This window comes from Clostridium sp. OS1-26 (assembly GCF_030915445.1).
In the GTDB taxonomy this organism is placed as follows: Bacteria; Bacillota; Clostridia; order Clostridiales; family Clostridiaceae; genus Clostridium_AM.
This window is the reverse complement of sequence record NZ_CP133264.1, coordinates 3,461,637-3,485,965: the sequence shown is the minus strand read 5'-3', so window position 1 is coordinate 3,485,965 and position 24,329 is coordinate 3,461,637. Positions and strand designations below refer to the sequence as shown.

21 protein-coding genes and 2 riboswitches are annotated in these 24,329 nt (G+C 29.5%); of the genes, 7 read left to right on the top strand and 14 right to left on the bottom strand.

Features of this window, described 5'->3' with window-relative positions:
- Positions 1–255 precede the first annotated feature (255 nt).
- From RCG18_RS17070 to RCG18_RS17060, 3 genes are all read right to left on the bottom strand, one after another.
- A complete protein-coding gene (locus tag RCG18_RS17070) occupies positions 256–1,914 on the bottom strand; it encodes a sulfate permease (RefSeq protein ID WP_308037232.1) in 1,659 nt (552 codons plus the stop codon).
- A gap of 305 nt (positions 1,915–2,219) precedes the next feature.
- Complete coding sequence (locus RCG18_RS17065; protein ID WP_308037231.1) at positions 2,220–2,948, bottom strand: ABC transporter ATP-binding protein; 729 nt, start codon at positions 2,946–2,948, stop codon at positions 2,220–2,222.
- A gap of 21 nt (positions 2,949–2,969) precedes the next feature.
- On the bottom strand, positions 2,970–3,992 hold the full coding sequence (locus tag RCG18_RS17060; RefSeq protein ID WP_308037230.1) for an ABC transporter substrate-binding protein: 1,023 nt from the start codon (positions 3,990–3,992) through the stop codon (positions 2,970–2,972).
- Positions 3,993–4,084: 92 nt separating this feature from the next.
- A riboswitch (TPP riboswitch) is annotated at positions 4,085–4,192 on the bottom strand.
- Between the two features lie 373 nt (positions 4,193–4,565).
- On the opposite strand from RCG18_RS17060, the gene RCG18_RS17055 reads away from it, so the two are divergent.
- The gene (locus RCG18_RS17055) at positions 4,566–4,805 is read left to right on the top strand and encodes a hypothetical protein (protein WP_308037229.1); all 240 of its coding nucleotides are present in this window, start codon (positions 4,566–4,568) and stop codon (positions 4,803–4,805) included.
- Between the two features lie 75 nt (positions 4,806–4,880).
- Here the strand turns inward: RCG18_RS17055 and RCG18_RS17050 are convergent, their stop codons facing one another.
- The 3 genes from RCG18_RS17050 to RCG18_RS17040 all read right to left on the bottom strand — a co-directional run bounded on the left by RCG18_RS17050 (position 4,881) and on the right by RCG18_RS17040 (position 6,606).
- Positions 4,881–5,654, bottom strand: a complete 774-nt coding sequence (locus RCG18_RS17050; protein ID WP_308037228.1) for an ABC transporter permease — start codon at positions 5,652–5,654, stop codon at positions 4,881–4,883.
- Between the two features lie 206 nt (positions 5,655–5,860).
- Positions 5,861–6,037 (bottom strand): hypothetical protein, encoded by a 177-nt coding sequence (locus RCG18_RS17045; protein WP_308037227.1) that lies wholly within the window; start codon positions 6,035–6,037, stop codon positions 5,861–5,863.
- Positions 6,038–6,069: 32 nt separating this feature from the next.
- Entirely contained in the window at positions 6,070–6,606 is a 537-nt protein-coding gene (locus RCG18_RS17040; RefSeq protein ID WP_308037226.1) for a TatD family hydrolase, read from the bottom strand.
- Positions 6,607–6,754: 148 nt separating this feature from the next.
- Positions 6,755–6,840: riboswitch (cyclic di-GMP riboswitch) on the top strand.
- Positions 6,841–6,917: 77 nt separating this feature from the next.
- Between RCG18_RS17040 and RCG18_RS17035 the strand changes: the two genes are divergently transcribed.
- Positions 6,918–7,922: a ketoacyl-ACP synthase III gene (locus tag RCG18_RS17035; protein WP_308037225.1), complete on the top strand. Its 1,005-nt coding sequence runs from the start codon at positions 6,918–6,920 to the stop codon at positions 7,920–7,922.
- A gap of 25 nt (positions 7,923–7,947) precedes the next feature.
- Positions 7,948–9,477, top strand: a complete 1,530-nt coding sequence (locus tag RCG18_RS17030) for a methyl-accepting chemotaxis protein (protein ID WP_308037224.1) — start codon at positions 7,948–7,950, stop codon at positions 9,475–9,477.
- 117 nt (positions 9,478–9,594) lie between these two features.
- Here the strand turns inward: RCG18_RS17030 and RCG18_RS17025 are convergent, their stop codons facing one another.
- The 4 genes from RCG18_RS17025 to RCG18_RS17010 all read right to left on the bottom strand — a co-directional run bounded on the left by RCG18_RS17025 (position 9,595) and on the right by RCG18_RS17010 (position 12,850).
- Entirely contained in the window at positions 9,595–10,386 is a 792-nt protein-coding gene (locus RCG18_RS17025) for a methyl-accepting chemotaxis protein (protein WP_308037223.1), read from the bottom strand.
- Positions 10,387–10,531: 145 nt separating this feature from the next.
- The gene (locus tag RCG18_RS17020; protein ID WP_308037222.1) at positions 10,532–10,714 is read right to left on the bottom strand and encodes a hypothetical protein; all 183 of its coding nucleotides are present in this window, start codon (positions 10,712–10,714) and stop codon (positions 10,532–10,534) included.
- Positions 10,715–10,729: 15 nt separating this feature from the next.
- The gene (locus RCG18_RS17015) at positions 10,730–11,893 is read right to left on the bottom strand and encodes an AI-2E family transporter (protein ID WP_374118916.1); all 1,164 of its coding nucleotides are present in this window, start codon (positions 11,891–11,893) and stop codon (positions 10,730–10,732) included.
- A gap of 105 nt (positions 11,894–11,998) precedes the next feature.
- Positions 11,999–12,850, bottom strand: coding sequence for a site-2 protease family protein (locus tag RCG18_RS17010; RefSeq protein ID WP_308037220.1), 852 nt, complete (start codon positions 12,848–12,850; stop codon positions 11,999–12,001).
- A gap of 384 nt (positions 12,851–13,234) precedes the next feature.
- Here RCG18_RS17010 and RCG18_RS17005 point away from each other — a divergent pair, with 384 nt between their 5' ends.
- Positions 13,235–13,882, top strand: a complete 648-nt coding sequence (locus tag RCG18_RS17005; protein ID WP_308037219.1) for a PAS domain-containing protein — start codon at positions 13,235–13,237, stop codon at positions 13,880–13,882.
- A 4-nt stretch (positions 13,883–13,886) separates the two neighbouring features.
- Positions 13,887–15,008, top strand: coding sequence for a threonine synthase (locus RCG18_RS17000; RefSeq protein ID WP_308037218.1), 1,122 nt, complete (start codon positions 13,887–13,889; stop codon positions 15,006–15,008).
- 47 nt (positions 15,009–15,055) lie between these two features.
- Here the strand turns inward: RCG18_RS17000 and RCG18_RS16995 are convergent, their stop codons facing one another.
- The 3 genes from RCG18_RS16995 to RCG18_RS16985 form a co-directional block, all read right to left on the bottom strand.
- Positions 15,056–16,171 (bottom strand): aminopeptidase, encoded by a 1,116-nt coding sequence (locus RCG18_RS16995; protein ID WP_308037217.1) that lies wholly within the window; start codon positions 16,169–16,171, stop codon positions 15,056–15,058.
- Between the two features lie 397 nt (positions 16,172–16,568).
- Positions 16,569–16,892: a putative heavy metal-binding protein gene (locus RCG18_RS16990; RefSeq protein ID WP_308037216.1), complete on the bottom strand. Its 324-nt coding sequence runs from the start codon at positions 16,890–16,892 to the stop codon at positions 16,569–16,571.
- 268 nt (positions 16,893–17,160) lie between these two features.
- Positions 17,161–21,348, bottom strand: a complete 4,188-nt coding sequence (locus tag RCG18_RS16985) for a DUF445 family protein (RefSeq protein WP_308037215.1) — start codon at positions 21,346–21,348, stop codon at positions 17,161–17,163.
- 257 nt (positions 21,349–21,605) lie between these two features.
- Between RCG18_RS16985 and RCG18_RS16980 the strand changes: the two genes are divergently transcribed.
- A complete protein-coding gene (locus tag RCG18_RS16980) occupies positions 21,606–22,283 on the top strand; it encodes a PHP domain-containing protein (RefSeq protein ID WP_308037214.1) in 678 nt (225 codons plus the stop codon).
- 29 nt (positions 22,284–22,312) lie between these two features.
- Here the strand turns inward: RCG18_RS16980 and RCG18_RS16975 are convergent, their stop codons facing one another.
- Positions 22,313–23,557: a glycosyltransferase family 4 protein gene (locus RCG18_RS16975; protein WP_308037213.1), complete on the bottom strand. Its 1,245-nt coding sequence runs from the start codon at positions 23,555–23,557 to the stop codon at positions 22,313–22,315.
- Between the two features lie 247 nt (positions 23,558–23,804).
- Here RCG18_RS16975 and RCG18_RS16970 point away from each other — a divergent pair, with 247 nt between their 5' ends.
- Positions 23,805–24,251: a hypothetical protein gene (locus RCG18_RS16970; protein ID WP_308037212.1), complete on the top strand. Its 447-nt coding sequence runs from the start codon at positions 23,805–23,807 to the stop codon at positions 24,249–24,251.
- Positions 24,252–24,329 lie beyond the last annotated feature (78 nt).

Below are 24,329 nucleotides of genomic sequence, written 5' to 3'. Positions count from 1 at the left end.
TTCACCATTTTTCATATTTATACATGTATATTTTCATTGTTTTTCATATTTATGCGTTTATTTTTTCATTATTTTTCATATTTATAAGTTAAATAATTAACAATAATTTTATATTAAATATCACAAACAATACTATTAGTGATATTTAATGAATACGTTTACTTAAATTCATACAAAAAGGAAAGTATAAAAATTATACCTTCCTTGTATAAATAATATATGTTAATCTAAAAGTATATACTTTTTTCATTTAGTTTATGCAACATTGCTTCTAGATTTACAATCTAGTAAATAATTTGTTCTCTCAATAGCCTCTTCAATATTATTACAGAAGTTTTCTCTTCCCAATTTATCTACAAAACCATACCTCTGAAGCACATGAAATGGCTGCTCTTTAGCTTCTAATATAACAAGATCCTTTTGCTGATTTTGGCATATATCATACAAAGTTTCAAATTCATGATATCCTGTTGCATCCATAGTTGGTACCTTGCTCATTTTTATTATTAGCACCTCATGATTTTCTTCTATGTTTTTAGCAACCTTGACAAATTTGTCTGCTGCTGCAAAGAAGAAAGGTCCCTGGATTTCATAAAAGGATATTTTATCCGGAAAAGCTGTTGTATTCATTAGCCTTGAACAGTCCTTATCTTTATCTGACAAACACTTTACTTCTCCGTAATCTGCCATTCTCTTCATGAAAAGGAAAGAAGCCAATACCACACCAATTCCTATAGCTACCACTAAATCTAATAATATTGTAAGTAAAAATGTTGTTAAAAATATTATAGCATCACTTTTAGGTGCTTTGCTAAGATTTTTAAATACTTTCCAATCTCCCATATTATAAGATACCACAATCAATATAGCAGCCAAAGAAGTCATAGGAAGAAGTTTAACATAAGGCATAAATAGCATCATAATAAGCAGCAGTGATACTGCATGTACAATTCCTGTTATCGGGGTTCTTCCTCCATTTTTTATATTAGCTGCAGTTCTTGCTATAGCACCAGTAACCGGTATTCCCCCAAAAAGTCCTGAAAAAACATTAGCAAAACCCTGTGCAACTAATTCCATATTTGAGCGGTGATTACCACCAATCATTCCATCCGCTACTACTGCAGATAAAAGAGACTCAATTGCTGCTAAAACTGCAATTGTCATAGATGGCGGTATTAATTCTTTTATCATATTCATATTAATATCGTGCACAGCTATTTTAGGAAGCACAGCTGGTATATCCCCAAAACGACTTCCTATAGTTTCTACATTTAATTTAAAAGCTATAGTTATTATAGTAGTTATAATTAGAGCAATTAGTGTTCCTGGAATTTTTTTATTTATTTTAGGCCATAAAACTATTATTATAAGGGCTAAAGCACCTATAAATAAAGCTTCATAGTTCACTGTATTTAAGTGATTTATATATGATTCCCATTTTGCTATAAATTCCGATGGCACAGATGTTATTTTTAATCCAAGGAAATCCTTTATTTGAGTTGAAAATATAGATATTGCAATACCACATGTAAATCCTGTAGTTATAGGATACGGAATAAACTTTAGCGCCTTACCAAATCTGCATAATCCCATAATGATTAAAACTGCTCCTGCCATTATTGTAGCAACAGTTAGTCCTGTTATGCCGTACTTCTCTATTATTCCGTAAACTATTATTATGAAGGCACCTGTAGGTCCACCGATTTGAACTCTGCTTCCTCCAAGAAAGGATACTATAAATCCTCCTATAATTGCAGTATATAGCCCTTTTTCAGGAGATACTCCTGATGCTATTGCAAGAGCTATAGACAAAGGGAGTGCTATTACTGCTACAATAATTCCAGCAATAAAATCCTTTGCGAATTGTTCTTTAGTATAATCTTTGATGCAAGTAAATAATTTTGGAACTAACACTTTTTCACACTTCTTTCTCTTATGTATAAAAATTTACTTAAATTACCCTTAAAGGCAACGTTATTGATTATAGTACTATTTTGACTTAATAGCAAGTATCTTTAATACTTAAATTAATCTATAAAAAATGAATAAATACTTGCAATATATCAATATCACCTGAAATGTTAATATTATATAAATTTTCAAATTCAACGAGTTCTTCACAAATAAAAAGAAAGTGAGATTTATTCTCTCACTTTCTCTATATCACGCATTTAACTTTTGATATTCGAATGCATAGCATGACAAGGCATAGCGACTTACTACATAAGATCTAGCACCTGTTTTTTTATTGCTACAAATTTTTCTGAAGTTATCATATCTTTAGTTCTATTTTTAGGCAGATCTACTTCTATCTCACCTTTTATACAGGCAGGTTTATCAGATAATATATAAATTCTATTTGAAAGATATATAGCTTCTTCTATATCGTGAGTTATAAATAGTATAGTACTTCTTAAGTCCTTTATTACATTCAAAAGCCAATTTTGCATTTTCCCTCTTGTTATAGCATCTAATGCACCAAAAGGCTCATCTAAAAGCATTATGTTATTAGAAGTCATATAAGTTCTTAAAAATGCTGCCCTTTGTTTCATTCCTCCAGATAATTGGAAAGGATATTTAAACTCATACCCTTTTAATCCATAGGGCTCAAAGTAATCTATAACCTGTTTTCTTCCTTCAGCTTTACTTTTTCCCTTTATATAAAGAGGCAAGGCTACATTATCTATTACTTTTTTCCAAGGAAGAAGCAAATCCTTCTGGTGCATATAGCTAATTTCTCCTTCAACCTTTACTTCTCCTTTATCTGGCTTCAGTACTCCTGATATTATATTTAATATTGTGCTCTTGCCACTTCCACTTGGTCCGAGAAGACTTACAAATTCACCTTCTCTTACCTCTAAGCTTATATTATTAAGTATTTTATCTGTATCAAAAGATCTTGATACATTTTTTAATACAAGCTTTTTATCATCTTTCCTACTATTCAAAACAGCCTATCTCCTTTGAAATTACTTAGATGGAAGGAACTCATTTGTAAATGCATCCTCTGCCTTCATATCTTTAGTTATAAGTTTCTTATCAAGAAGGAATTTTGTGTAGTTGTTCCAAACAGATGCCTTCATTTCTCCCCATCTTGGAGCATCTTCCTTGTATTTATTTTTAAGATATTTTTGACTTTCTACAGCAAGGTTTTTATCTATCTCTGGAGCATTTTTAACCAAAATATCCGCAGCTTCTTCTGGTTTATCCATAGCAAATTCATATCCCTTAGTAGTTGCTTTCATAAACTTCTTAACTAATTCTGGTTTATTCTTTAAAGTACTTTCATTTGCTATAAGTATAGGCGTATAGTAGTCTAAATCAGGATTTAATTTTCTTACCTCTATGTAATCTAAAGGTATGTTTTTAAGTTTTGCTTCTATACCAGTCCAACCTTCATATATCCATGCAAAATCTATATTACTTTTAGTTGCTGAAAAGAAATCTTGACTTCCCATGTCAACTATCTTAAGTTTATTAAAATCAGCACCTTCCTTTTGCATTATTGCCTGTAATACAGCTTTCTCAGAAGGTGAGCCCCATCCTCCGTAAGTCTTTCCTTCAAAATCTTTTACAGTTTTTATGTTTTTGCTCTTTGGAGCTGCAAAGCCTGAAGTATTATGTTGAATTATAGCAGCTATAGCCTTAATAGGAAGTGGATTTTCTGAAGTTCTAGCATAGGTTAAATCTTCCTGGTAACTTACACCAAAATCACCTTTGCCAGCAGCTATTAGGTTTCCTACTGCTCCTTCTGAAGGTTGAATTATTTCCACATCTAAACCTTCTTCTTTATAGTAACCTTTATCCTTAGCTACATATAAGCCCGTGTGATTAGTATTAGGTGTCCAATCTAGTATCACCTTAACCTTTGTTAATTCTTTCTTTTCTGTTGTATTACTTTGAGGCGCCTTATTTGTTGATCCGCATCCTGCAAAAATAGCAGTTGCTACTATAACTGAAGTTAAAATGGTTAAAAGTTTTTTTCCTTTCATAAATACACTGCCCGGTAAATACCCGGCAACCTCCCTTCGAAATAATAAAAAACCCTTTTCATGAATGCGAAAAGGGCTAAAATAGCAACAAATTAAAATTAAACTATTTTCCCTACGTTGGCATTACCCAATTCAGGTTATAAGGGTCGAAGCTTAAAACTTCCTCTCAGACAATAGTATTGCCTCCCCTAATTTATTTTATTGAAATATCTAGCATATAAAGTATATCACTTCGTGCATAAATATGTCAAACCGTCTACATAATAACAACTTTAGATTTGTAAGTTCTTTAAGTATGATTTTTATATTTATATATAAAAACCTTTAATACTAATTTAACGTTGACTTAAATCTTACTTAAAAGTATACATGTAAAATTAAATTGTAGTTATTTATTCTATCCATATATAAGATTTACTTAGAGCACACTATCTATTTGATACATTTGTTGGAAGTTTATTGAGCTCTCTTTGCTCTTTTTTAGTATATTTTTTCACCTAATGTAAGATAACTATATATTAGAATTGTAAAATGATTTATCTTTTATAATTATCAAAGAAAGGTGCGTGTTTTATGGCAATATTTAACAAACGAAAATTTGTCATTACTTTTGGTATTTCAGCTATATTATTTTATACATACTTTACAGCAAATGCAGCATATAGCTCTACTTATAAATTGAATCGATTAACAAATATTTATACCAGCATAATCAATTATTTAAACCTAGAACAAACACCGGATCAAATATCAAGAAACTCTGAAAAGATTATTCTTAAAAATATAGAAAAAAGTATAATAAACAAGAAATAACACTGCCATAGTTATAAGTACTTGAACTAGAAAACTGACTTTTCTGTTCTTAAACTTATAATTACAGCGGTGTTACTATCCTCTTTCTTTAACTTTTCTTTGCCATGGCATAAAAATATATTGAAGCATATACATGAATCCAAATAAAGCCATGCTTAATATTATTATTATAATTATAGCTGCAAATATTTTATCAAGAGCATAAGCATTTTTAGCTCTTACCATAAATATACCAAGCCCTTTGTCTCCTCCAAGCCACTCACCAATTACCGCCCCCATTATGCTGTATGTTGCCGCTATTCTAAGTCCTGAGAAAAAAGAACCTAAAGAACCTGGAAACTTAACAAAAATGAATTTCTGTATCCTAGAAGCTCCCATTATATCCATGAGGCTCAACATATCGTTATCAGCCGCTTCTAATCCATCAATTAAACTTATGACAATTGGAAAAAAACACACCATTACAACAACAATAACCTTTGGAAGCATTCCAAAACCAAACCATATTATAAATATTGGCGCTAAAGCTATTGTTGGTATTGTCTGAGAAATTACAAGTATAGGATAAATACAGCTCTTTACTATTTTTACACTGTCCATAATTATAGATAATATTATTGCAAAAATTACTGAAAGCAAAAAACCTAAAAGAGCTTCATATAAGGTAGCATAAATGTGAGGCTTTAAATCTGGCATAATTCTAAAAAGAGTATTTATTATGTCCTTAGGGGATGGAAGAATATATTTAGGTATTCCTCCTTTATCCACAACTAATTGCCATAAAAAAATTAATATTAACTGAAAAACAACGGATATAGTTCCATTAATTGACTTACTATAATTTTTCACTAATTACACATCCTAAACAATTAGATATATATTTTTACAAAAACATTGCTTTAATAACAATACCTAAAGTATTATCAGTTGCCTGTCTAAAAATACACAAAACCCTTCTCCCAGCTTGGAAAAGGGTCAAACTTAATAACCTTTGCTAACTGTTATTATATCATTTTATAGATAATTATGTCAAAGCTAACTTAAGATCTTAAACTCTATATATCCTTTCCAACTAAGGCATTAAAATTATCTTCCATCTGTTTTTCCATTTCTTCAAAGGTCAGTTTTTTCATCTCGCCTAATGCTTTCATAATCTTTAAAACTAATTTGGGCATTCCTATATTACCACTTAACCATTCTTCTGCTCCTGGCCCATCAGTTTCTACAAACATTTTATCTACAGGTATAAAGGCTGCTATTTCTCTTATAATATCCGAATAAAAAGCTCCGTACTTATTGTAAAATAGTACCCTCTATCTATCATTTTATTTAACACATTCTTAGGACCAGAATACCAGTGGACTATCACCCTACTCATAGAGTACTTATCTAAAAGCTTTAAAACCTCTTCTTCAGCACCTTTAGTATGGATATTTATAACCTTATTTAGCCGCTTAGCCTCACGTAAGAAAAATTCAAATACTTTTATTTGCGATTCAAAACTTGTTTTATCTTCCACCCAAAAAAAATCAAGGCCTATCTCTCCAACAATTGGAGTTTCTTCTATATATGGAATAAGCGTACATAAGTCTCTTTCACAACCTTTTGCTTTCCATGGGTGTATCCCAAAGGTAGGTACTATATAAGAACTCATTTTAGATATTTTCTTGCTTTTTATATAAGATTCCATATCCATTGAATTAGCTATACTCAATATTTTATTTTCATTTATTTCCTTTATGGCCCTTTTTAAATCCTCTTTATTATATTGATCTATATGAGTGTGAACATCTATAAACATGATATTTATATCCTCCTGTTATTTTCACATTATAATGACATTCGTAACTATATTATACACATCGTTCGACAGATATGTTGAGTTTTATGAAAATTATGATATAATTAAAACTGATATTAAATAGTAGCTTAAACAAAATAATAGTCAAACTTAATAAAGGCAAACTTATCTAAAGGTAAGGACGCAAAGCCATGAGTCTAAAGGACATTTTCCCATGATTGTCAGGTTGCTAGGTTAACGCTGTTTAAAAATAGCATTGCTTAGCATTGCTATTTTTTTGTTTTTGCAGCAAATTATTAGGGGGAGTTACTATGAATAAAAATGTACATATAATTGGAGTTGGAACATATCATCCCAACAGACAATTAGACAACCACTATTTCGTTGAACATTTTAAAAAATATCAACTTGAAGATCACGCTGCAGCACTTATGGACAAGTTAGGCAGAGAAATAAGAACTCTTGCTGACAAGGGTGAAACTAGTGTTACCATGGCAGTTCAAGCCTCTAATCAAGCTTTAGCCAGTGCAGGGTTATCTGCATCTGATGTTGATATGATTATCTCGGTATCAGATACACCTGAATATTTATCACCTTGCTGTGCTCTTTTAATTAAAAATCAACTTAAAGCAGAGAATGTTTCATCAGTTTTTGATGTTAACTGTAATTGTATCGGTATGATAACAGGTATGGATATAGCAGCTAGGTATCTTAAAACTGATGCAAAATATAAAAGAGTATTAGTTGTTGGATCACTGCTAATCAGTGCACTAGCTAGGCAAGATGATATGGTGGCTTTTGGATGTTCTGCTGATGGTGCAGCCGCAGTAATTCTTGAAAAAAGAGATGAAGAGGAAGAAAGAGGCATTTTAGGTTCTAGAATGTTTACAGATGATTCCTACTACTGGTCTGTAACCATGCCAGGATGCGGAATGTCAAGTGTTCCTGATAATAATATTGATTCAGAAGATAAAAAAATGCTTTGGAAACCCTTCGATTTTAGTTTTCTTTCAGAAAAATGGAGTGAAACAATCACAAAACTTTTACAGGACTGTGGATACGTACCTGAGGACGTTAACCATTATTTTATGTCACAATTTTCACGAGTAGATCTTGAGTTAACCTTAGATAAACTAGGCGCCGATATAAGCAAGGCAACCTTTGTTGGAAATAAATATGGGTATACTGGGTGTACAAGTCCTATTATGGCTTTAGATGACAGATTAAAATATAAAAAATTTAATAGAGATGATATAGTTGTATTCTGCTCTGTAGCCTCTGGATACAGTGTAGGAACCTTACTATATAAATGGTAATAATTTTAAGGAGTTGAGTAGTTATATGCAAACCAATTCAAACACTATAGTTAAATATCAAGAGCAAACATTAAAATTCGTTATAGTCATCTATTCTATAAGCGCGTTACTAGCAGGATCATTGTTTTCTATAATGAAACTATCGGGCTTGTATAATGAAGTTAGTTGGTCTTATTTAATTGCACTATCTTTACTAAGTGTTTTTGAAATAGTTATTCTCAATGTTATGTATAAGCTAGCAGTTGCAGATAAAAAGCTAAACGATAAAGTCTTCAAAAATCTAAAAATAGTTATACTTGTAGTTTCTTATACAAACTGCATATATATGGGTTTAATAATTCCATCCAAAGAGCTTTGGGTAACAGTATTTTATTTTATTTTACTTGGTTCCCTATTTTTGGATAACAAAATGAATATAATTTCCATTATATTAAGTATTGTCTCAGAAATTATAGTGTTTACTATGAATCCTTATACATTACCAAATCAGTTTTTTTTAAGAGAATTGATACTTAGAATAGTTGCTATATTCCTAGTTTCATTTGCTATTATAGCTTTTACCTCCTTTTCATCTAAGCTGCTAAAATCTATCGAAAAGAGTGAAGAAGAACTTAAAAAGAATAATGAAAATATAAGTAATTTATTTAATAAAACCGCTGAATTTGCCAAATGTTTGTTAAGTTCAAGTGAAACATTAGCTGCTATATCTACAGAAGAAAGTAAAGCTATGGAGGAAATATCAAATACTACTCAAACAATTTCTGAAGATGCAGATAAGCTGTTAAACAATTCTTCTGAAAATACTAGAATACTTAATGAACTTTTGAATGCAAATGAATCTATCTCAACTAAAGCTAAAGATACTGAAAGCAATTCTACAAATCTCATTCATTTGTCTAATCAAAATGAAGAAGCGTTAAGTGAAACTCTGAATATTATAAGTAGTATAAAAAATAGTGTAGAAAATACATTTGATGCTACAAAGATATTAGAGGAAAAATCTCAACAAATTGATGAAATACTCCTTATAATAAGACAGATATCTGACCAAACCAATCTTCTTGCATTAAATGCATCTATTGAAGCAGCAAGAGCTGGTGAGCTTGGACGAGGTTTTGCAGTTGTTGCAGATGAAATCAGAACTCTCGCTGAAAATACAAGAGAATCGCTAAACGATGTATCATTGATTACTAATGAGTTTAAGGAAAGAGTTACTGAGGTAGAGAATCTTATGACCGAGAACACTGAAAAAATAAGCACTGGAGACGCTATTATAACTAATGCTGTTGAAAATATAAGAGTTATGCTAACTGGATTAAAGGATTCTGGAATAAATATACAAGAAATAAGTACGCTGACTAATACTCTATTATCAGAAACTCAAAGTGTTGTTGTATTTAATAGCAATATCTGTGAAACTACAAAAGAAACTATAAACAATTTCAATTTAGTTAACAAATCCATAAGTCAAAATTTAGCTATAAGTGAAGAATTGACCAGCAGTGCTGAAAGCTTAAAAAATATTGCTGTTGAAATGAATGAATTGATTTCCTAAAATAAGAATCTCCATGTAATTTAATTGGTTTTGCCGAAAACCTAATTACAGGAGATTCTTTTTATATTTAAAACTATGCTAGATTTTAATTCTGTTTATATAAATGTAGTATCCAAGTTAACTTGTTTCATTAACTAATTTATCTACCGCATTGTTGACTTTATTTGAAGCAGTAACCTGAAGTTCTGATAAAGAATTTAATTTATTTGACTCTTCTTTGATATTCTTTATTTCACCGGATAACTGATTCAAAATTTTACTTATTTCTTCACTAAAACCTCTTGTACTTTCTGCAAGCTTTTGAATTTCAGTTGCAACTACCGAAAATCCCTTTCCTTGCTCTCCAGCTCTTGCTGCTTGAATTGCAGCATTAAGTCCTAATATTTTCGTATATTTAGTCATTTTTTCTACATACTTTATTATTTCATCTGTTTTAGTAATATATTCATTTGAATTTTTAGTAGAAATCACTAAAGTATCGCTCACATTATGAATATCTTTAACACTGGTTGATATATCTTTAAGCTCCTTTTGTATTACAGATGAAGTATCATTAATTACTTCCATACTCTTATTAAGCTTTTCCAATGTTTCTATATCTTTTTTCACTAAAGTTGTTATTAATAATGCAGCCTTAGAATTAAGTATAGTAGTCTTGTCACTAAATTTTTCAAACAGAATTCTTGAAACATTCTCGCTCCCTGTAACCTCAAGAATTATATCAATATTATCACAACTTATATCATCTATTGATTTTAAGCAAGTAATACCTAACTGCTTGGCTAACTTAATTCCTGATGCATCCATGTCTCTATCAACAACGGTTTTAATTTTTATATCACTAATATTACTTAAAGATTGAATAATGCTACAGCCCCCGTGTCCGGCCCCAACAACAACTATGTTCATAAGCTTCCACCTTTCAAACTATCTACTTTAATCCTAATTTCAGTAAACATTTAGTATAATTTAATTTTATAGGAAATTTCAGGACAATTCAACATTATTACATAACTAATAATACAAAGATTAAAAAATAGTTGAAAGTAACCAACTACTTTTCAACTATTTTATTTACAATATTCTCTTCTATAAGCTCACTTTTGCTAAAACCTTTTTTAAAGTACCTTATCTGCTTATATTTAACGCCAGCCATTTCAAAATCTAGCACATCAATTCTATCTCCACTATACACAACTGGTTCTTTTTGGTTCTTTAAGAACACATGTATTTCCAAAATCTTCTCTCCTCTCTATACCTTAATTGATTTTTCTTTTTCCTTAAATTTTCTAACCTTATTTTCAAACCAGGTTCCAATGTATATTTTTAAAACTGCCATAATGGGAGATGCTAGTATCATTCCCCATACACCAAACAAACTTCCGCCAACTGTTATACCAAATATAATTAAAAAAGGACTTAATCCAACTTTATCTCCTACAAGCTTAGGCTCTAAGAACCATGCATCAAATTGTTGAAGCAATACTAAAAATATTAAAATCCATACTGCTCTTTTGGGATCATAAAAAAGATTTATTATAAAAGGTGGAATCATACCTATAAATGGTCCAAAATAAGGTATCATGTTTGTTATAGTTACTATTATAGATATAAGCAGTGCATATGGAGACTTGAATAAAATTAGTCCAATAAAACATATAACACCTATTATTAATGAATCTATAGCTTTTGTACCTATATATAAACTTATCATATTATTTACATTCTTAAAAAAATCTATTATATAGCTTGAATATTTTTCTTTAAAAGTTATGCATGTCATATTTTTTGCTATACTTTTAAACTTCTCTTTATCAGATAATATATATATGGATATTATTAATCCAAATAGTATATTTACCAAAGAGCTGGTAAATGATATAGTCTTTGATAAAACTATATTTAACCAATTAGAAGTAAAAGAACTAAACTTTTGCACCAATGTACCTGCATTATTCTTTATGAATTCACTAGAATTAATCATCGTGCTAGTATTATGGTTATACATCCATTTATACGCCTCTGATGTAAAGGCAGGTATATTTTGAATAATCTCCATTACACTGCTGAATATTTTAGGAAGCAGCACCATGGAAAAAACCACTATCACTCCAACTATAAATGCATATGTAACTAGTATGCTTTGTCCTCTTTTTAAGTTTAACTTTTTCTCTAAAAAGACCATTATTGGATTTAACATATACGCTATTATAAAAGCTAAAATAAATGGCGATAAAATTTTTGCTGCAGTACCTATTATTGATAATATATTTTTATAATTTAAAATTAGTTCAATACCTATAAACGATATGATTACAGCAACTATTAGATCAAAATACTTGATCTTATCTTTATTAAAAAACAAAAGATATCCCTCCCTGAAATTATAAAAATGATATATTAAATAATATATCATTTTTATAACTACTTTTCAATTGTTTATTTTAATTTTATAAGTTTTTAAAAACCATTTATATTGTGAAGAATTAATGTAGAGTTAAGTTTTTGAATTGAATATTCATTACCTTGCTACATTAGGTATAACATGATAAATATATCCACTACATAGACCTAATACTGCTATTAGTCCAAAATAAGTTAAGGCATATATTACTCTGGTAGATTTTTTAACTTCATAGTATTTTTTATCTGGATTTTTATAATATTTGTATAATTCAATAGCTCCTAGAATTAGAAACATTATTATTATAGGATTTAAAAACTTTACTGCAGCAACTAACATCAGAGGTATACCTATGATCCAAAGTGCTGGTGATATAGCTGTAACAACACGTCCACCATCTAATGGATGAACAGGTATAAGATTAAATAAGTTGAGTATAAAACCACTGTATGCTAGTGCTATAAATATGCTTTTTCCGGTTATATAATAAATTAATAGACATATTAATGCTCCGATACTTCCAAGAACAGGACCTCCTATAGCCACAAATGCTTCAGTAGATGCATCTGTCGGCATCTCTTTCATAGAAATAAACGCTCCTACAAAAGGTATAAATATTGGTGTAGACACTGGTAATTTAGCTTTTTTAGCTGCAAAATAATGTCCCATTTCATGCATAAATAATAATAGTACAAACCCTACTGCAAACATCCATCCATGAATTGTAGCATATACCCAAATCATAAGAATCATGGATCCAAAAGTTGACAATATTTTTCCTAACTTAAGGAAAACAAATAGAAATTTAAGCTTAACCAAAAATTTAGCTAATAGTGCCCCAGCAACTCCTAATCCTGCTAACTTACCCTTCTTGCTTTTCTCTTTTGGAAGCCTCTCTACTTCATCAAGATTTTCTACTATCTGAACGCCATCCTGCTCTTTAATTTGAAATTTAATGTTATCATCCATTGCAAACACCTCCATGCGGTATCAAATATCACTTTTTAAATTTGTAATAACGATATTTTACCATCATAATATTTGTTAATCAAGCTCCTGTTTCTCTAAAACATTTCTTTTTTATACCACTTTTTACTGTAATAACAATGTATTATATGCTTCCTTTGTTTTCCTTGCAATTAATAAAGTTTTCTAATATTTAAGCATTAATGTATATATTAAACTCTCAAGTAAATCAATAATATAAGTTTTTATATATTTTTTATACTTAGTATTGATTTTTATATAAAAAATTATATAATTTAAGGTAAATACTAATAACATTACAAAACTTATATAATTTTTTATATAAAAATAATTTTAAATATAATTTTATATATGGAGTTGATTATATTGGTTAAATTGAATAAAGATCTAGAAAAATTTATTCCAACGGCTAACCTGATAGCTAAAACCTTTGGCAAAAACTGTGAAGTAGTAATTCATGATTTATCAACACCTCAAAATTCAGTGGTTTATGCAGTTAATAACCATGTAACCGGAAGAGAAGTTGGCCAATCCTTTGATCACTTAGTTAAAGATGTTCTATTATCAAAGGAATTTCATGAAGATTATACCGCAAACTACAAATTCATTACTGGAGATGGTAGAGAAATAAAATCCTCTACTGCTCTTATTAGAGATTCCAAAGGAAAAGTAATCGGTGCTCTATGTATAAATTATGACTTGGAAATAATGAGAAATTTTCAAGGCTTTCTAGAAGACTTTATGAGCGTTAAACAAGAAAAGACTGAAGAGGATGTGGAGCCCTTTGATAACGTAATAGAAATAGTAGATGATTTAACAGATAAAATTATCAATACTAATGATGTTGATACTCTGAAAAGAAAGGATAAAATTGATTTAATTAAGTTTATGGACAAAAAAGGAATATTCCTTATTAAAGGGGCAATTGAAAAAGTAGCTGAGAAATTAAATATATCTAAAGTAACTGTATATAGTTATTTAGATGAAATAAAAAAGATTGAGGATGGGAGATGATCATATGTCAATTAATTATGTTTGTAATAAATGTGGAAAAAAACATGATCCAAAAACACTTATTTTCAGATGTGACTGCGGAGGAATGCTAGACCTTGAAAAGTTTGATTTTAAATTTACTAAAGAAGATATATTGGATAATGAATGGAGCTTATTTAGATATTTAAAGGCCCTTCCTTTTGATGAAAACTTTACTTTATGGAAGGACATCACTATGGGTGAAGGTTTAACATCTCTTGTTTCGCTTGATAAAGATAATCGAAATTTATTAGTAAAGATGGATTATATGATGCCTACACTATCCTTTAAGGACAGAGGCGCTGCTGTTCTAATTGCTAAAGCAAAGGAGCTGGGAGTGAAAAAAGTTATCCAAGACAGCAGCGGTAATGCTGGCAATTCCGTAGCTGCCTATGCAAGTAGAGCAGGAATTGAATGCGACATATATGTTCCTGAAGGCACCTCATCTAAAAAAATTAAAATGATTTCTTCTCATGGCGCAAAGGTTCATGTGATTTCTGGTACTAGAGAAGCTACTGCAAAGGCAGCTTTAATGGCCGTAGAAAGAGGAGAGGGCTTCTATGCCAGCCATGTTTATAACCCTTTCTTTTACCAAGGTACAAAAACTTATGCATACGAAATCTACGAACAGTTAAAGGGTGAAGTTCCAGAGGTTCTAGTGATTCCCGTCGGAAATGGTACACTAGTTTTAGGTTGTTATTACGGTTTTAAAGAATTATTGGAATCAAAACTAATTGAAAAAATGCCAAAAATTATTGCTGTTCAATCCCAAGGTTGTGCTCCTATATATACTGCCTTTAAAGAAAATAAAAATTTCGTTGAAGAAACAATTAATAGAGGTACTTTAGCTGAGGGAATTGCTATTGCTGCTCCAATGAGAGGTAACCAAGTAATAGAGGCTATAAGAGATACTAAGGGAGAAATTATCCTTGCTGCTGAAGACAAAATAATTGGAACACAAAACTATCTAGCAGAAAGAGGATTCTATGTAGAGCCAACTACTGCTGCAACCTTTGCTGGTTTCTTCGATTACTATAAAAATAATGTTGATAAATTCAGTGGAAAAATAATCTTACCTTTATGTGGGGCTGGATTAAAGGCAAATTAGAATAAGGCTGCCTATCTTTTAGGCAGCCCTTTAGCATTAAATACTAATTATTTTAAGTTATCTGGATTTAGACCTTTTAATTCATCAACTACAAATAGACCGTCTTTTCTTATCAATACGTCGTCAAAATAAATTTCTCCACCGCCATACTCAGGTCTTTGTATATATACTAAATCCCAGTGTACTGAAGATTTATTTCCATTAAAGCAATCGTCATAAGATGCTCCTGGTGTAAAATGGATTGATCCCGCTATCTTTTCATCAAATAAAGTTTCTTTCATAGGTTTTAATATATATGGGTTAACTCCTATTGCAAATTCGCCTACATATCTTGCGCCTTCATCTGTATCAAATACTTTATTTATTCTTTCTGTATCATTTGCTGTAGCTTTTACTATTTTGCCATCTTTAAATTCAAGTCTTATATTTTCATAAGTAAATCCATTATATACTGCTGGAGTATTGTATGTAATATATCCATTAACAGAGTCTTTTACTGGAGCTGAATAAACTTCCCCATCTGGAATATTTAACTTTCCATCACACTTTATAGCATTTAATCCTTTTATAGAGAATCTTAAATCTGTTCCCTCTCCTTTTATATGAACTTTATCAGTTTTGTTCATTAAATCCACTAATGCATCCATAGCCTTTGACATTTTACCATAATCTAAATTGCATACATTGAAATAGAAGTCTTCAAAAGCCTCTGTACTACTTCCTGATGATTGAGCCATAGCTGGTGTTGGATATCTCAAAACTACCCACTTAGTTTTAGGAACTCTTATATCACCATGAACTGGTTGCCAAAACTTTTTCATAACTAGAGACATATTTTCACCAGGTACATCAGAGGTTTCTGTTAGGTTGCTCGGAGCTCTTAGTCCTATATATGCATCCATATCAGACATTCTAGCTGCCTCATATTTTGCCATCATCTCCAATTGTTCTTCTGTACAGCTCATATATAATTCTCTATCAATTTCAGGTAACTTATTGGTTACAAAAGGAATTCCTCCAGCTAAATAAGTTTGCTTTATTAACTCAAGAGTCAAAGGATTTGGTGTTCCTATAGTTTCTATTAAAACCTTTTCACCCTTTTGAATACTACAAGAGTAATTAATTAAATTCTTTGCAAGTGTTATTATTCTTGGATCTTTCATAACGGTTCCTCCATTTTCAAGTTTTTTAACATGACTTTAGTATAAATATATATAAATAATCATATTACATACATTATAGTATATATAATCTTTTTAATCAAAAATATAAATAAAATTCTTAGCTTTATTTATCAATATTGTGTAAACTTGCATTTTTGTATTTTAATATATGTCTACAAGTAAGGTTTTCTCTTATGCTAACTAAATAATAATCAAAATTCTTATCTATAATTCCTATAGGTAAATTTAAACTTTAGATGCATACAAAAATTAAAATAAACACTATCAGCTTATTCAATCTAGATAAGCTGATAGTGTTTGCTTTATAATACTTCTATTTCTCTCAGTAGTTATATACAATTTGTCTTTAAAACAAAGCCTATGTAATAATTAAATATTAATATTCGATTACTACAGCTGTTCCAGATACTGTTACCATGAGCATTCCGCCACCTTGACCAAGAACTTCATAGTCAACATCTACTCCAACTACAGCATTAGCTCCCATGGACTGTGCTCTTCTTTTCATTTCCTCTATGGCATTATCCCTAGCATAAATTAACTCATCTTCATAAGTTTGAGACCTTCCACCTACTAGATCTCTTATGCCAGCCATAAAGTCTTTGATAAAGTTTACTCCTGAAATAACCTCTCCAAAAACTACTCCCTTATACTCTATTATTCTTTTTCCCTCAACTTGCGGTGTTGTTGTAATTATCATAACTTAACCTCCCATAAATAACTATGTAATTTTTTCTAAGACAATAATAACATAGTCAAAACATTGTTGTCAAGTATTATATATTATATTTAACAAATTTTAATATCACAATATAAGTTATTAAATACCTTTTGTAATTATACTTATTAATTTATCACTCATTACTTGTTACACTGAATGCCTTGCTATCAGAGGGTTTTCGTAAAGTAGCACAATAACTATAGTTAATATAGGGCTCAATTTTCTTCCTTGAACCCCTATATATATTCTAACTCTTTATCTTTTCTTTTGCTGCACTAGTTGCATATAGAACACAAGTAACAAGTCCTACAATCCAATGAATGCCAAAGACTGCTCCCCATAGTCCATATAACTTTAGCTTATTAAAATATTTTTTAGCAAAGGAGTTAAATAAATCTTCAATTTCTCTAGGTTCCATATAATTAATTTGCTGCTCTGTAATTCCTCTAAAGTCAATCGTACTTATAACTTTAGAAAAATTCTGTGATGCGCTGTCTAAAATTGAGTTAATTACTATTTGAGATAGATTATCCTTTGTAGAAGCATCAATAATATTTAAATCATTCCCTATAATATCATTTATTATGTTCTGTGCTTCATTTCTTATTCCTGCATCTAATTCCTTATTCTGCAGTATATCTTCTAAGACATTCAATGAACATACATTAAATTCCCTTAGGTCTAATAACTCTTCACCTTTCTTTTGTCTTAACACATCAGATAATTTCTGTATAAACTGTGCAATGCTATTTCTTATAGAATTGCTATTTGAAATTGTTGTGCATATCTTATAGGATAAATCTTCAACATATTCCTTATCTATTCCTTTTACAAGTGCATTAACTTTTATTGATAATACTAACTCTTCTAAAATATTATAGATAAGCTTTGTATATTCATCTGTTAGCTTTTGCTTTTTTTCAACAACATTATCTTTTAATTCCCCGGAAATAAAGTTCAATTCTTCCTCAAAAATTTCTATTATATCTTCAATTTTATTAATAGATAAAATGCTTAAGTATTCTCTTAATTTAATATCTGTTACCCAATTAAACATACTGTCTGTAATTTTAATAATCTTATCATTTAACCTAAATTCATTTTCATCAATAAAATTATTAATAACTTCTAAAACTTCTTTATGTTGAAGTCCTATACTTAAGCTTCCAACAGTACCGTTGCAAATCTTATTGTCAATAAAACTACCTAATAGTTCATTAAGTTCCCCTTTTTTAGATTCAATAAAAGCAGGGAATTTATCATTTACAAGATCATCAACAACAGAAGCTACTATTTTATCTCCACCAAGCATGTTGTATCCCATTAGTTCAAAAAAGTTTAAACTTTCCTTTGTTGTAGTAATAGCAACCTCTGAAATGACCTGCCTGTTATTGCTTAATCCACTTACAATAGCTTTTACTATGTTATCCATTATATAGCTAAAATTACTTTCTATTATATTTGTAAGAGTTCCACCAAATAACTCCCCTATTTTCCTATTAGGATTGAGTTCTCTTGATGTGATTTTTTCTATACAATTTAAAATTTTAGTTCCTGTTTCTTTTGAACTAACTTTATCACTTATTAATTTTCCAAAATAACTTTTCCACTTGATAACATTTTCTGGACTGATCATTTCATTAACTGAATTATTAATTACATTTTCGTACTTGTATGAGAGCATCATCAATAACTCATTTCTTTTATCGTCTCTGCTCGCATATGATAATAACTTATCTATTTCTTCTTCAACTTTGTTAGTCAGCTGTTGCTCAAAAGACTTTCTAAACTGCTCTGGAATTATTCTTGAAATCTCTTTATCATATCCAAAAATACCCTCTAACGCATCATATATCTCCATATTAGAATTTCCTATTTTAGATAATATCTTTTCCTTTAATTGATTCTCAATTTCAGAAAAATCTATGTTCGTAATATCTAAATTGCTCGCCTTATTAGTCAGAGAATCAGATATACTACTTTTATTTTTTTCAATTAGATCTTTTAGATATTCAAAAGCTTTATCACTAATAGCATCTGAATGGCTATCTAAAAAATCTACTATTATCTTATAGTTATCCTTTGAAATTACTTCTTTCAGTGAATTATGGATAGCATCCTTATTTTTATTAAATAGCTCTTCCATGCTGCTTTTTTTCAAAAGCTCTTCGTCTACGAAAGTACTCATAGATTTTGCAAACTTAGGCTTTCTACTTACTATAACTCCCGGTGTAAATGGAATTTTAATTCCAAATAGTCTTTTTTCATTATAAGGTTTGAAAAGCATTGCTAGTGCCTGAACGTTAGTAAGCCAACCTACAAATCCATAGACCACTATACTTATAAGTGTAGCTGTTAAATAATTATACTGTGTAACTGAGGTGTCAAAGAAATACATACCTATACCAATTACAGCTCCAAGCATTGCACCAATTACAGTAATTGGCTTCATTTCCTTACCCATAAATTCTTCAATCATCAATTGAAGTTCTTCATCTTTCAAATCATTTAAGTTAGTGGATACAGCCTTTTTAATATTACCATTTAATATATACTGTAGATTATTTTTCAACATTAAAACTATAGAATTTACTAAATTGTCATTAACGTCTTCTATATCATTTATTTTGTCACATAATATTTTTAGATTTATCTCTCCACAATTCTCTAAATTTTTTTCCGCTTTATTAGATACTTCTCTTACCAATTCATCTAATAAGCTATTTTTAATCTCATCATTTAATCCACTATGCAAATTAAGAGAATAAATAGATTTTTTTAGTTTATCAGAAAATAAATCTACTATGGTATCTTTATTATCCTGCATTTTTTCTATAACTATTTTTTTAATTTTAGGATAGTTAGAAGATAAAGCTTCTTCGCCTATAAGTTTATCAAACTTCATATCGTTAATATCTTTTAATCTTTTAGTAACCTCTTCACTTATAGTTTTAGTAACCTTTTCTGTGTATAGATATTTATATTTTAAAGTACTAGTCATCGATTCTTTAACATGTTTTTCAAAGATATTAACTAAATCTAAACTGAAAATATCTTTTATTTTTATGTTTAAGAATCCACAGAAATAATCTTCTGGTATATAATCAATGTAGTTAGCAAGATTATAATTTATAAAGTTTGCAAAGCTTTCTTCTGTAAATATCTTATTTTTTTCTAACTTTAATATTATATCTGATACCTTTTCTTCCTTAAGATAAGTAATTATTATTGATGTAACATCTCTACTTATAGAATCTATATCTGCATTATTCTCTAAATACTCAGTAATTTTTGATACTATATCAAATTTATTTGCCACATCATTTAAGAACTTATCTCTAACTAGATTTAAAATATTCTTTTTCATTCCATCATCTATAGATTCTATAGTATCATCTATAGATTTTTCTATTAGTCCCTCTATATCGCCTTTGTTTTTTTCTATCCATAATATTATTTCTTTTACTGCATATTGTAGCTTATCCTTGAAGAACTCCTCAAAGGTATCTTTTAAATCATCAGAAAGTAACTCTAATACAGGCTTATCAATATTTTTCAGAAGATTATGCAATTCTTTGCTAAAGTTATTTATTAATCTTTTTCCTTCATTAGATTCTATAAATCCCTTAATTTTATGTATTAAACTTTTAGATAAATTAATATTGTCTTTATTATTAATAAAATCTATTATTCTTTTTTCTAATAATTTTTCTTCTAATGAACTTAGAATTTTATGAACCTCTAATGTTTCAAGAGTATTTTCAAAAGCCTTATCTATATCTTTATCAAAATTGTTTTTTAAGTCTATATGAAAATTTTTAATATTATCTTCAACATTGTTGCCTATAATTTCTAATAATTTTTGTTCGAAGAACTCACCAAAACTTACTGATTTATTTTCTTCATAAAACTCCTTTACAGCCTTATCTATAAAATCATTACTATCTAATACCTCTAAAACACAACTATATAATTGTCCACTTATATGTTGAATTTGTTTTTCACTTAATATATCTTTAAAACTTATACTCTCTAGCATCTTATCAAAAACACTGTTTAAGTGTTTATTAGCTGAACTCTGCACAAATTCTTTAGCATTATTTATCGTTGAATCAAAACCATTTAATTCTCCTAACGTGATGTTGGATGCATTTTTGTACATATGTATACTTAGTAAGTCATCTACAAAGTCTTTTATACTTTCTTTAAAGGATTCCTTTGATAACTCACTGCTTAAAGTCTGACTATTAATTATATCTCTTTCTACTAATGAGCTTATATTATTTATAAATTCATCTTTAGTTTTTATTATTACTCCACCTAATTTAAGCTTGCCAATTCCATATTCCCTAAATATCATTTTGATAGCTATTGCATTTGTTATATATCCTGTTATGGAACCAGTCAAAACTTCTTTTATTAAATCTAACTGCATAAAATCCTCCTTAGTATAAGGTTTGAAATAAGAACGTTAGTTTTATTCACTGTTATAATATTACACTTACTTTATATTGTCAACGCATACAAAGTCTTAGCTAACTTATTTAGTGATTCTTTTAATTTTTAACTTTGCTAAATAAATTCTGTTTATAGTTTTCTTATCTTCTATAAATTTATTTAATAATTCAACAATCACACTAATAAAATGATACTATGATACTATAGTGATAATCTTACTATTTGGAGGTCTTTATGTTAATTGATACTCATATTCATGAAAGCAAATATTCTTTAGATAGTGAAATATCTTTAAATGATATAATAAAAAGAGCAAAAGAAATAGGACTAGATGGTGTATGCATAACAGACCATGAAAGTAACGAAATTATAGAAGAGGCACATGCTCTCTCAAAATCTACAGGTTTTTTAATATTAGTTGGAGCTGAAATACTAACCTTTGAGGGGGATGTATTAGTATTTGGTTTAAAGGACTGGCCTAAAGAAATGATGCATGCTAAAGATTTATTAAAATTAGTTCATGCTCATAATGGAGTTGCCATAAGTGCCCATCCATATAGAAACAACAATAGAGGCTTTGGTAATTATATAAGAGAAGCAAAAGAATTAGGTTTATATGGAGTTGAAGCCTTTAACGGAAGTACAGAGCCACATCAAAACTTATATGCCTATTCCCTAGCCACTGAGCTTAATCTTCCATGTATAGGCTCTAGCGATGCACATGTTATTGAAAAGATAGGAACATATGCTACTGTATTCCCCGATGGAATAAGAGATGAAATAGATCTTATAAATGCAATAAAAGAAGGAAATGTATGTCCTGCCATACGTCAGGATAATGGATTTAAACATATAGATATTTACAATAAGGTCATTAATAACTTACCTTATGATATATACAAAGCCATTTAAGCATTGTAGGAGCCTAATGAGGCTCCTATTTAAAAAAGCTTTTCTATGTCTTCAAAAGCACTTTTCCATGACTTTTTCTTTATAGACTTTTTAAGCCCCTCACTGATTATCAATTCATTTTCTATTTGCTTTTTTATTGATATACTCAAATCCTTTTCAAATTGCGGTAAATCTTCATCGAAAGGAACATCTATATCCTTTAGTCTTGGAAGTTGTACATATTTAATAATTTCACTATTATTTATAATGCTTCCCATCCATTCTCTTGCTCCAGACAAATCTGTTGAAACTACTTTTAGCCCACAGGCCATAGCCTCTATTAATACCAATGGTAAACCCTCATAGAAAGAAGGAAGAACTAATATATCACATTGTCTAAATAGCCCCCCTAATTCTTTTTGTGTTATCGCCCCTAGTACGTGTATGTTAGCACCGCCGGAATAATTTTTACACATATTTATTATATCTGATGCCTCAATTCCTGCTCCAGAACCTACAAGGTAGAGCTCAATATTGCCATAATGCTCCTCTAATAATTTCATAGAATGAATTAAAGCTGGCACTCCTTTTGAATAGCTCAGCTTTCCTGCATAAACTATTTTTATCTTATCAGAGCGAGGCTTATTTTCATTAATATAAAAAATATCCGGGTTAAAGCCTGTCCCCGCAACTTTTATATTATTTTCACTTATGCCGTATTGCTTTTTTACCATCTCTTTTTCACTATTATGAGATGTAACTATCTTCTTTAAATTCCTACAGCTCTCTGTAATATATTTAATTACTCCTCTAGAAAACTCACTATTTATATGTTTAAAGCATTCTAGCTGTCTTAAATCTGTACCATGGCAAAAAGCTAGTATATTTTTATCTGGATACATTTCTGTAACCAGTGAAGTTAAAAGCCATAAGTGGTGACATATTATTATATCCGGTTCAAACTCATCAACAGCCCTCTTTATAACCTTTGAAAAAGCATTTTTCCATCGTTCAAACATATCAAAAGATAAATCTCTATATCTAGTGCTTTCATAAGGCATTACATCGCTCATTCCTACAATATGAAAGGGTAATTCTTTCGTATCAAATACTACTGGATAAAATTTGACATCTATTTTTGTATTAAAACAAATTTTACTATCGTTATCTGATGTCCCTGCAATTACAGCCTGTCTATATTGTTTTTCATCACCTTCTTTAACAAGAGCCTGCAGATATACTCCGCTTCCTGTTCTATCTGGTCTTTGCGCTATTATATTTAATATCTTTTTCATCAAACCCTCCATAAAGTTAAACTTACTTCAGATAAATATCTTTCTTCTTTTGACTAAATACTACAATACATTAACATTTCTGTAAAGCAAATTTCGCCAATTTTTCCCTTATTATTTATCTCCATGTCAGCTACTTCATTGAATTATTAACTTTTTATTTACAATATATTCATTTCCTTACCTAAACTTGGTGGTATAATATATTCTGTAAAAACTTAACAATATATATCTTCTGGGAGTGATACAATTGAATACTTTCTTAAAGCAGTCTATTTTAACTTTAACGATATCGCTATTATTTACTGGAACTGTCTATGCTGAACCAGTGAAAAATATTGAAAATATACAAATAAATATTGAAAAGTTAGATACTAATATAGAAGCTGTAATGAAAAAAATTGATGATAATAATAAACAGATTTCAGATACTGAAAATGATATTAAAGTTACAGAAGAGGAACTTAAAGATGTAGAAAGTGATCTAAACAAAGAAAAAAACTTATTCAATAATAGAATAAGAGCAATGTATATAAATGGTTTTGACAGCTATTTACATACATTACTTAAATCTAAAGATGTTAAAGATTTAATTTCGAACTCAGATGCAGTTAAAAGGATAGTAGATTTAGATGCAAGTATTATTAATAGGTATAAAGATAAGAAAAACTTAATGAGCAGCAAAAAGAAACTTTAATCGCTAAAGATAAAATATTAGCTTCATTAAAATCAGATAACGAAAAAGAGTTAGCTCAGTTAAATAAAGATAAAGAGG

Bases quoted from the DNA above. Each gene is read 5' to 3' on its own strand.
- RCG18_RS17060 (WP_308037230.1), bottom strand. From the start codon at position 3,992: ATGAAAGGAAAAAAACTTTTAACCATTTTAACTTCAGTTATAGTAGCA.
- RCG18_RS17055 (WP_308037229.1), top strand. From the start codon at position 4,566: ATGGCAATATTTAACAAACGAAAATTTGTCATTACTTTTGGTATTTCA.
- RCG18_RS17045 (WP_308037227.1), bottom strand. From the start codon at position 6,037: ATGTTTGTAGAAACTGATGGGCCAGGAGCAGAAGAATGGTTAAGTGGT.
- RCG18_RS17040 (WP_308037226.1), bottom strand. From the start codon at position 6,606: ATGTTTATAGATGTTCACACTCATATAGATCAATATAATAAAGAGGAT.
- RCG18_RS17035 (WP_308037225.1), top strand. From the start codon at position 6,918: ATGAATAAAAATGTACATATAATTGGAGTTGGAACATATCATCCCAAC.
- RCG18_RS17030 (WP_308037224.1), top strand. From the start codon at position 7,948: ATGCAAACCAATTCAAACACTATAGTTAAATATCAAGAGCAAACATTA.
- RCG18_RS17025 (WP_308037223.1), bottom strand. From the start codon at position 10,386: ATGAACATAGTTGTTGTTGGGGCCGGACACGGGGGCTGTAGCATTATT.
- RCG18_RS17015 (WP_374118916.1), bottom strand. From the start codon at position 11,893: ATGATATATTATTTAATATATCATTTTTATAATTTCAGGGAGGGATAT.
- RCG18_RS17010 (WP_308037220.1), bottom strand. From the start codon at position 12,850: ATGGATGATAACATTAAATTTCAAATTAAAGAGCAGGATGGCGTTCAG.
- RCG18_RS17000 (WP_308037218.1), top strand. From the start codon at position 13,887: ATGTCAATTAATTATGTTTGTAATAAATGTGGAAAAAAACATGATCCA.
- RCG18_RS16995 (WP_308037217.1), bottom strand. From the start codon at position 16,171: ATGAAAGATCCAAGAATAATAACACTTGCAAAGAATTTAATTAATTAC.
- RCG18_RS16990 (WP_308037216.1), bottom strand. From the start codon at position 16,892: ATGATAATTACAACAACACCGCAAGTTGAGGGAAAAAGAATAATAGAG.
- RCG18_RS16985 (WP_308037215.1), bottom strand. From the start codon at position 21,348: ATGCAGTTAGATTTAATAAAAGAAGTTTTGACTGGTTCCATAACAGGA.
- RCG18_RS16980 (WP_308037214.1), top strand. From the start codon at position 21,606: ATGTTAATTGATACTCATATTCATGAAAGCAAATATTCTTTAGATAGT.
- RCG18_RS16975 (WP_308037213.1), bottom strand. From the start codon at position 23,557: ATGAAAAAGATATTAAATATAATAGCGCAAAGACCAGATAGAACAGGA.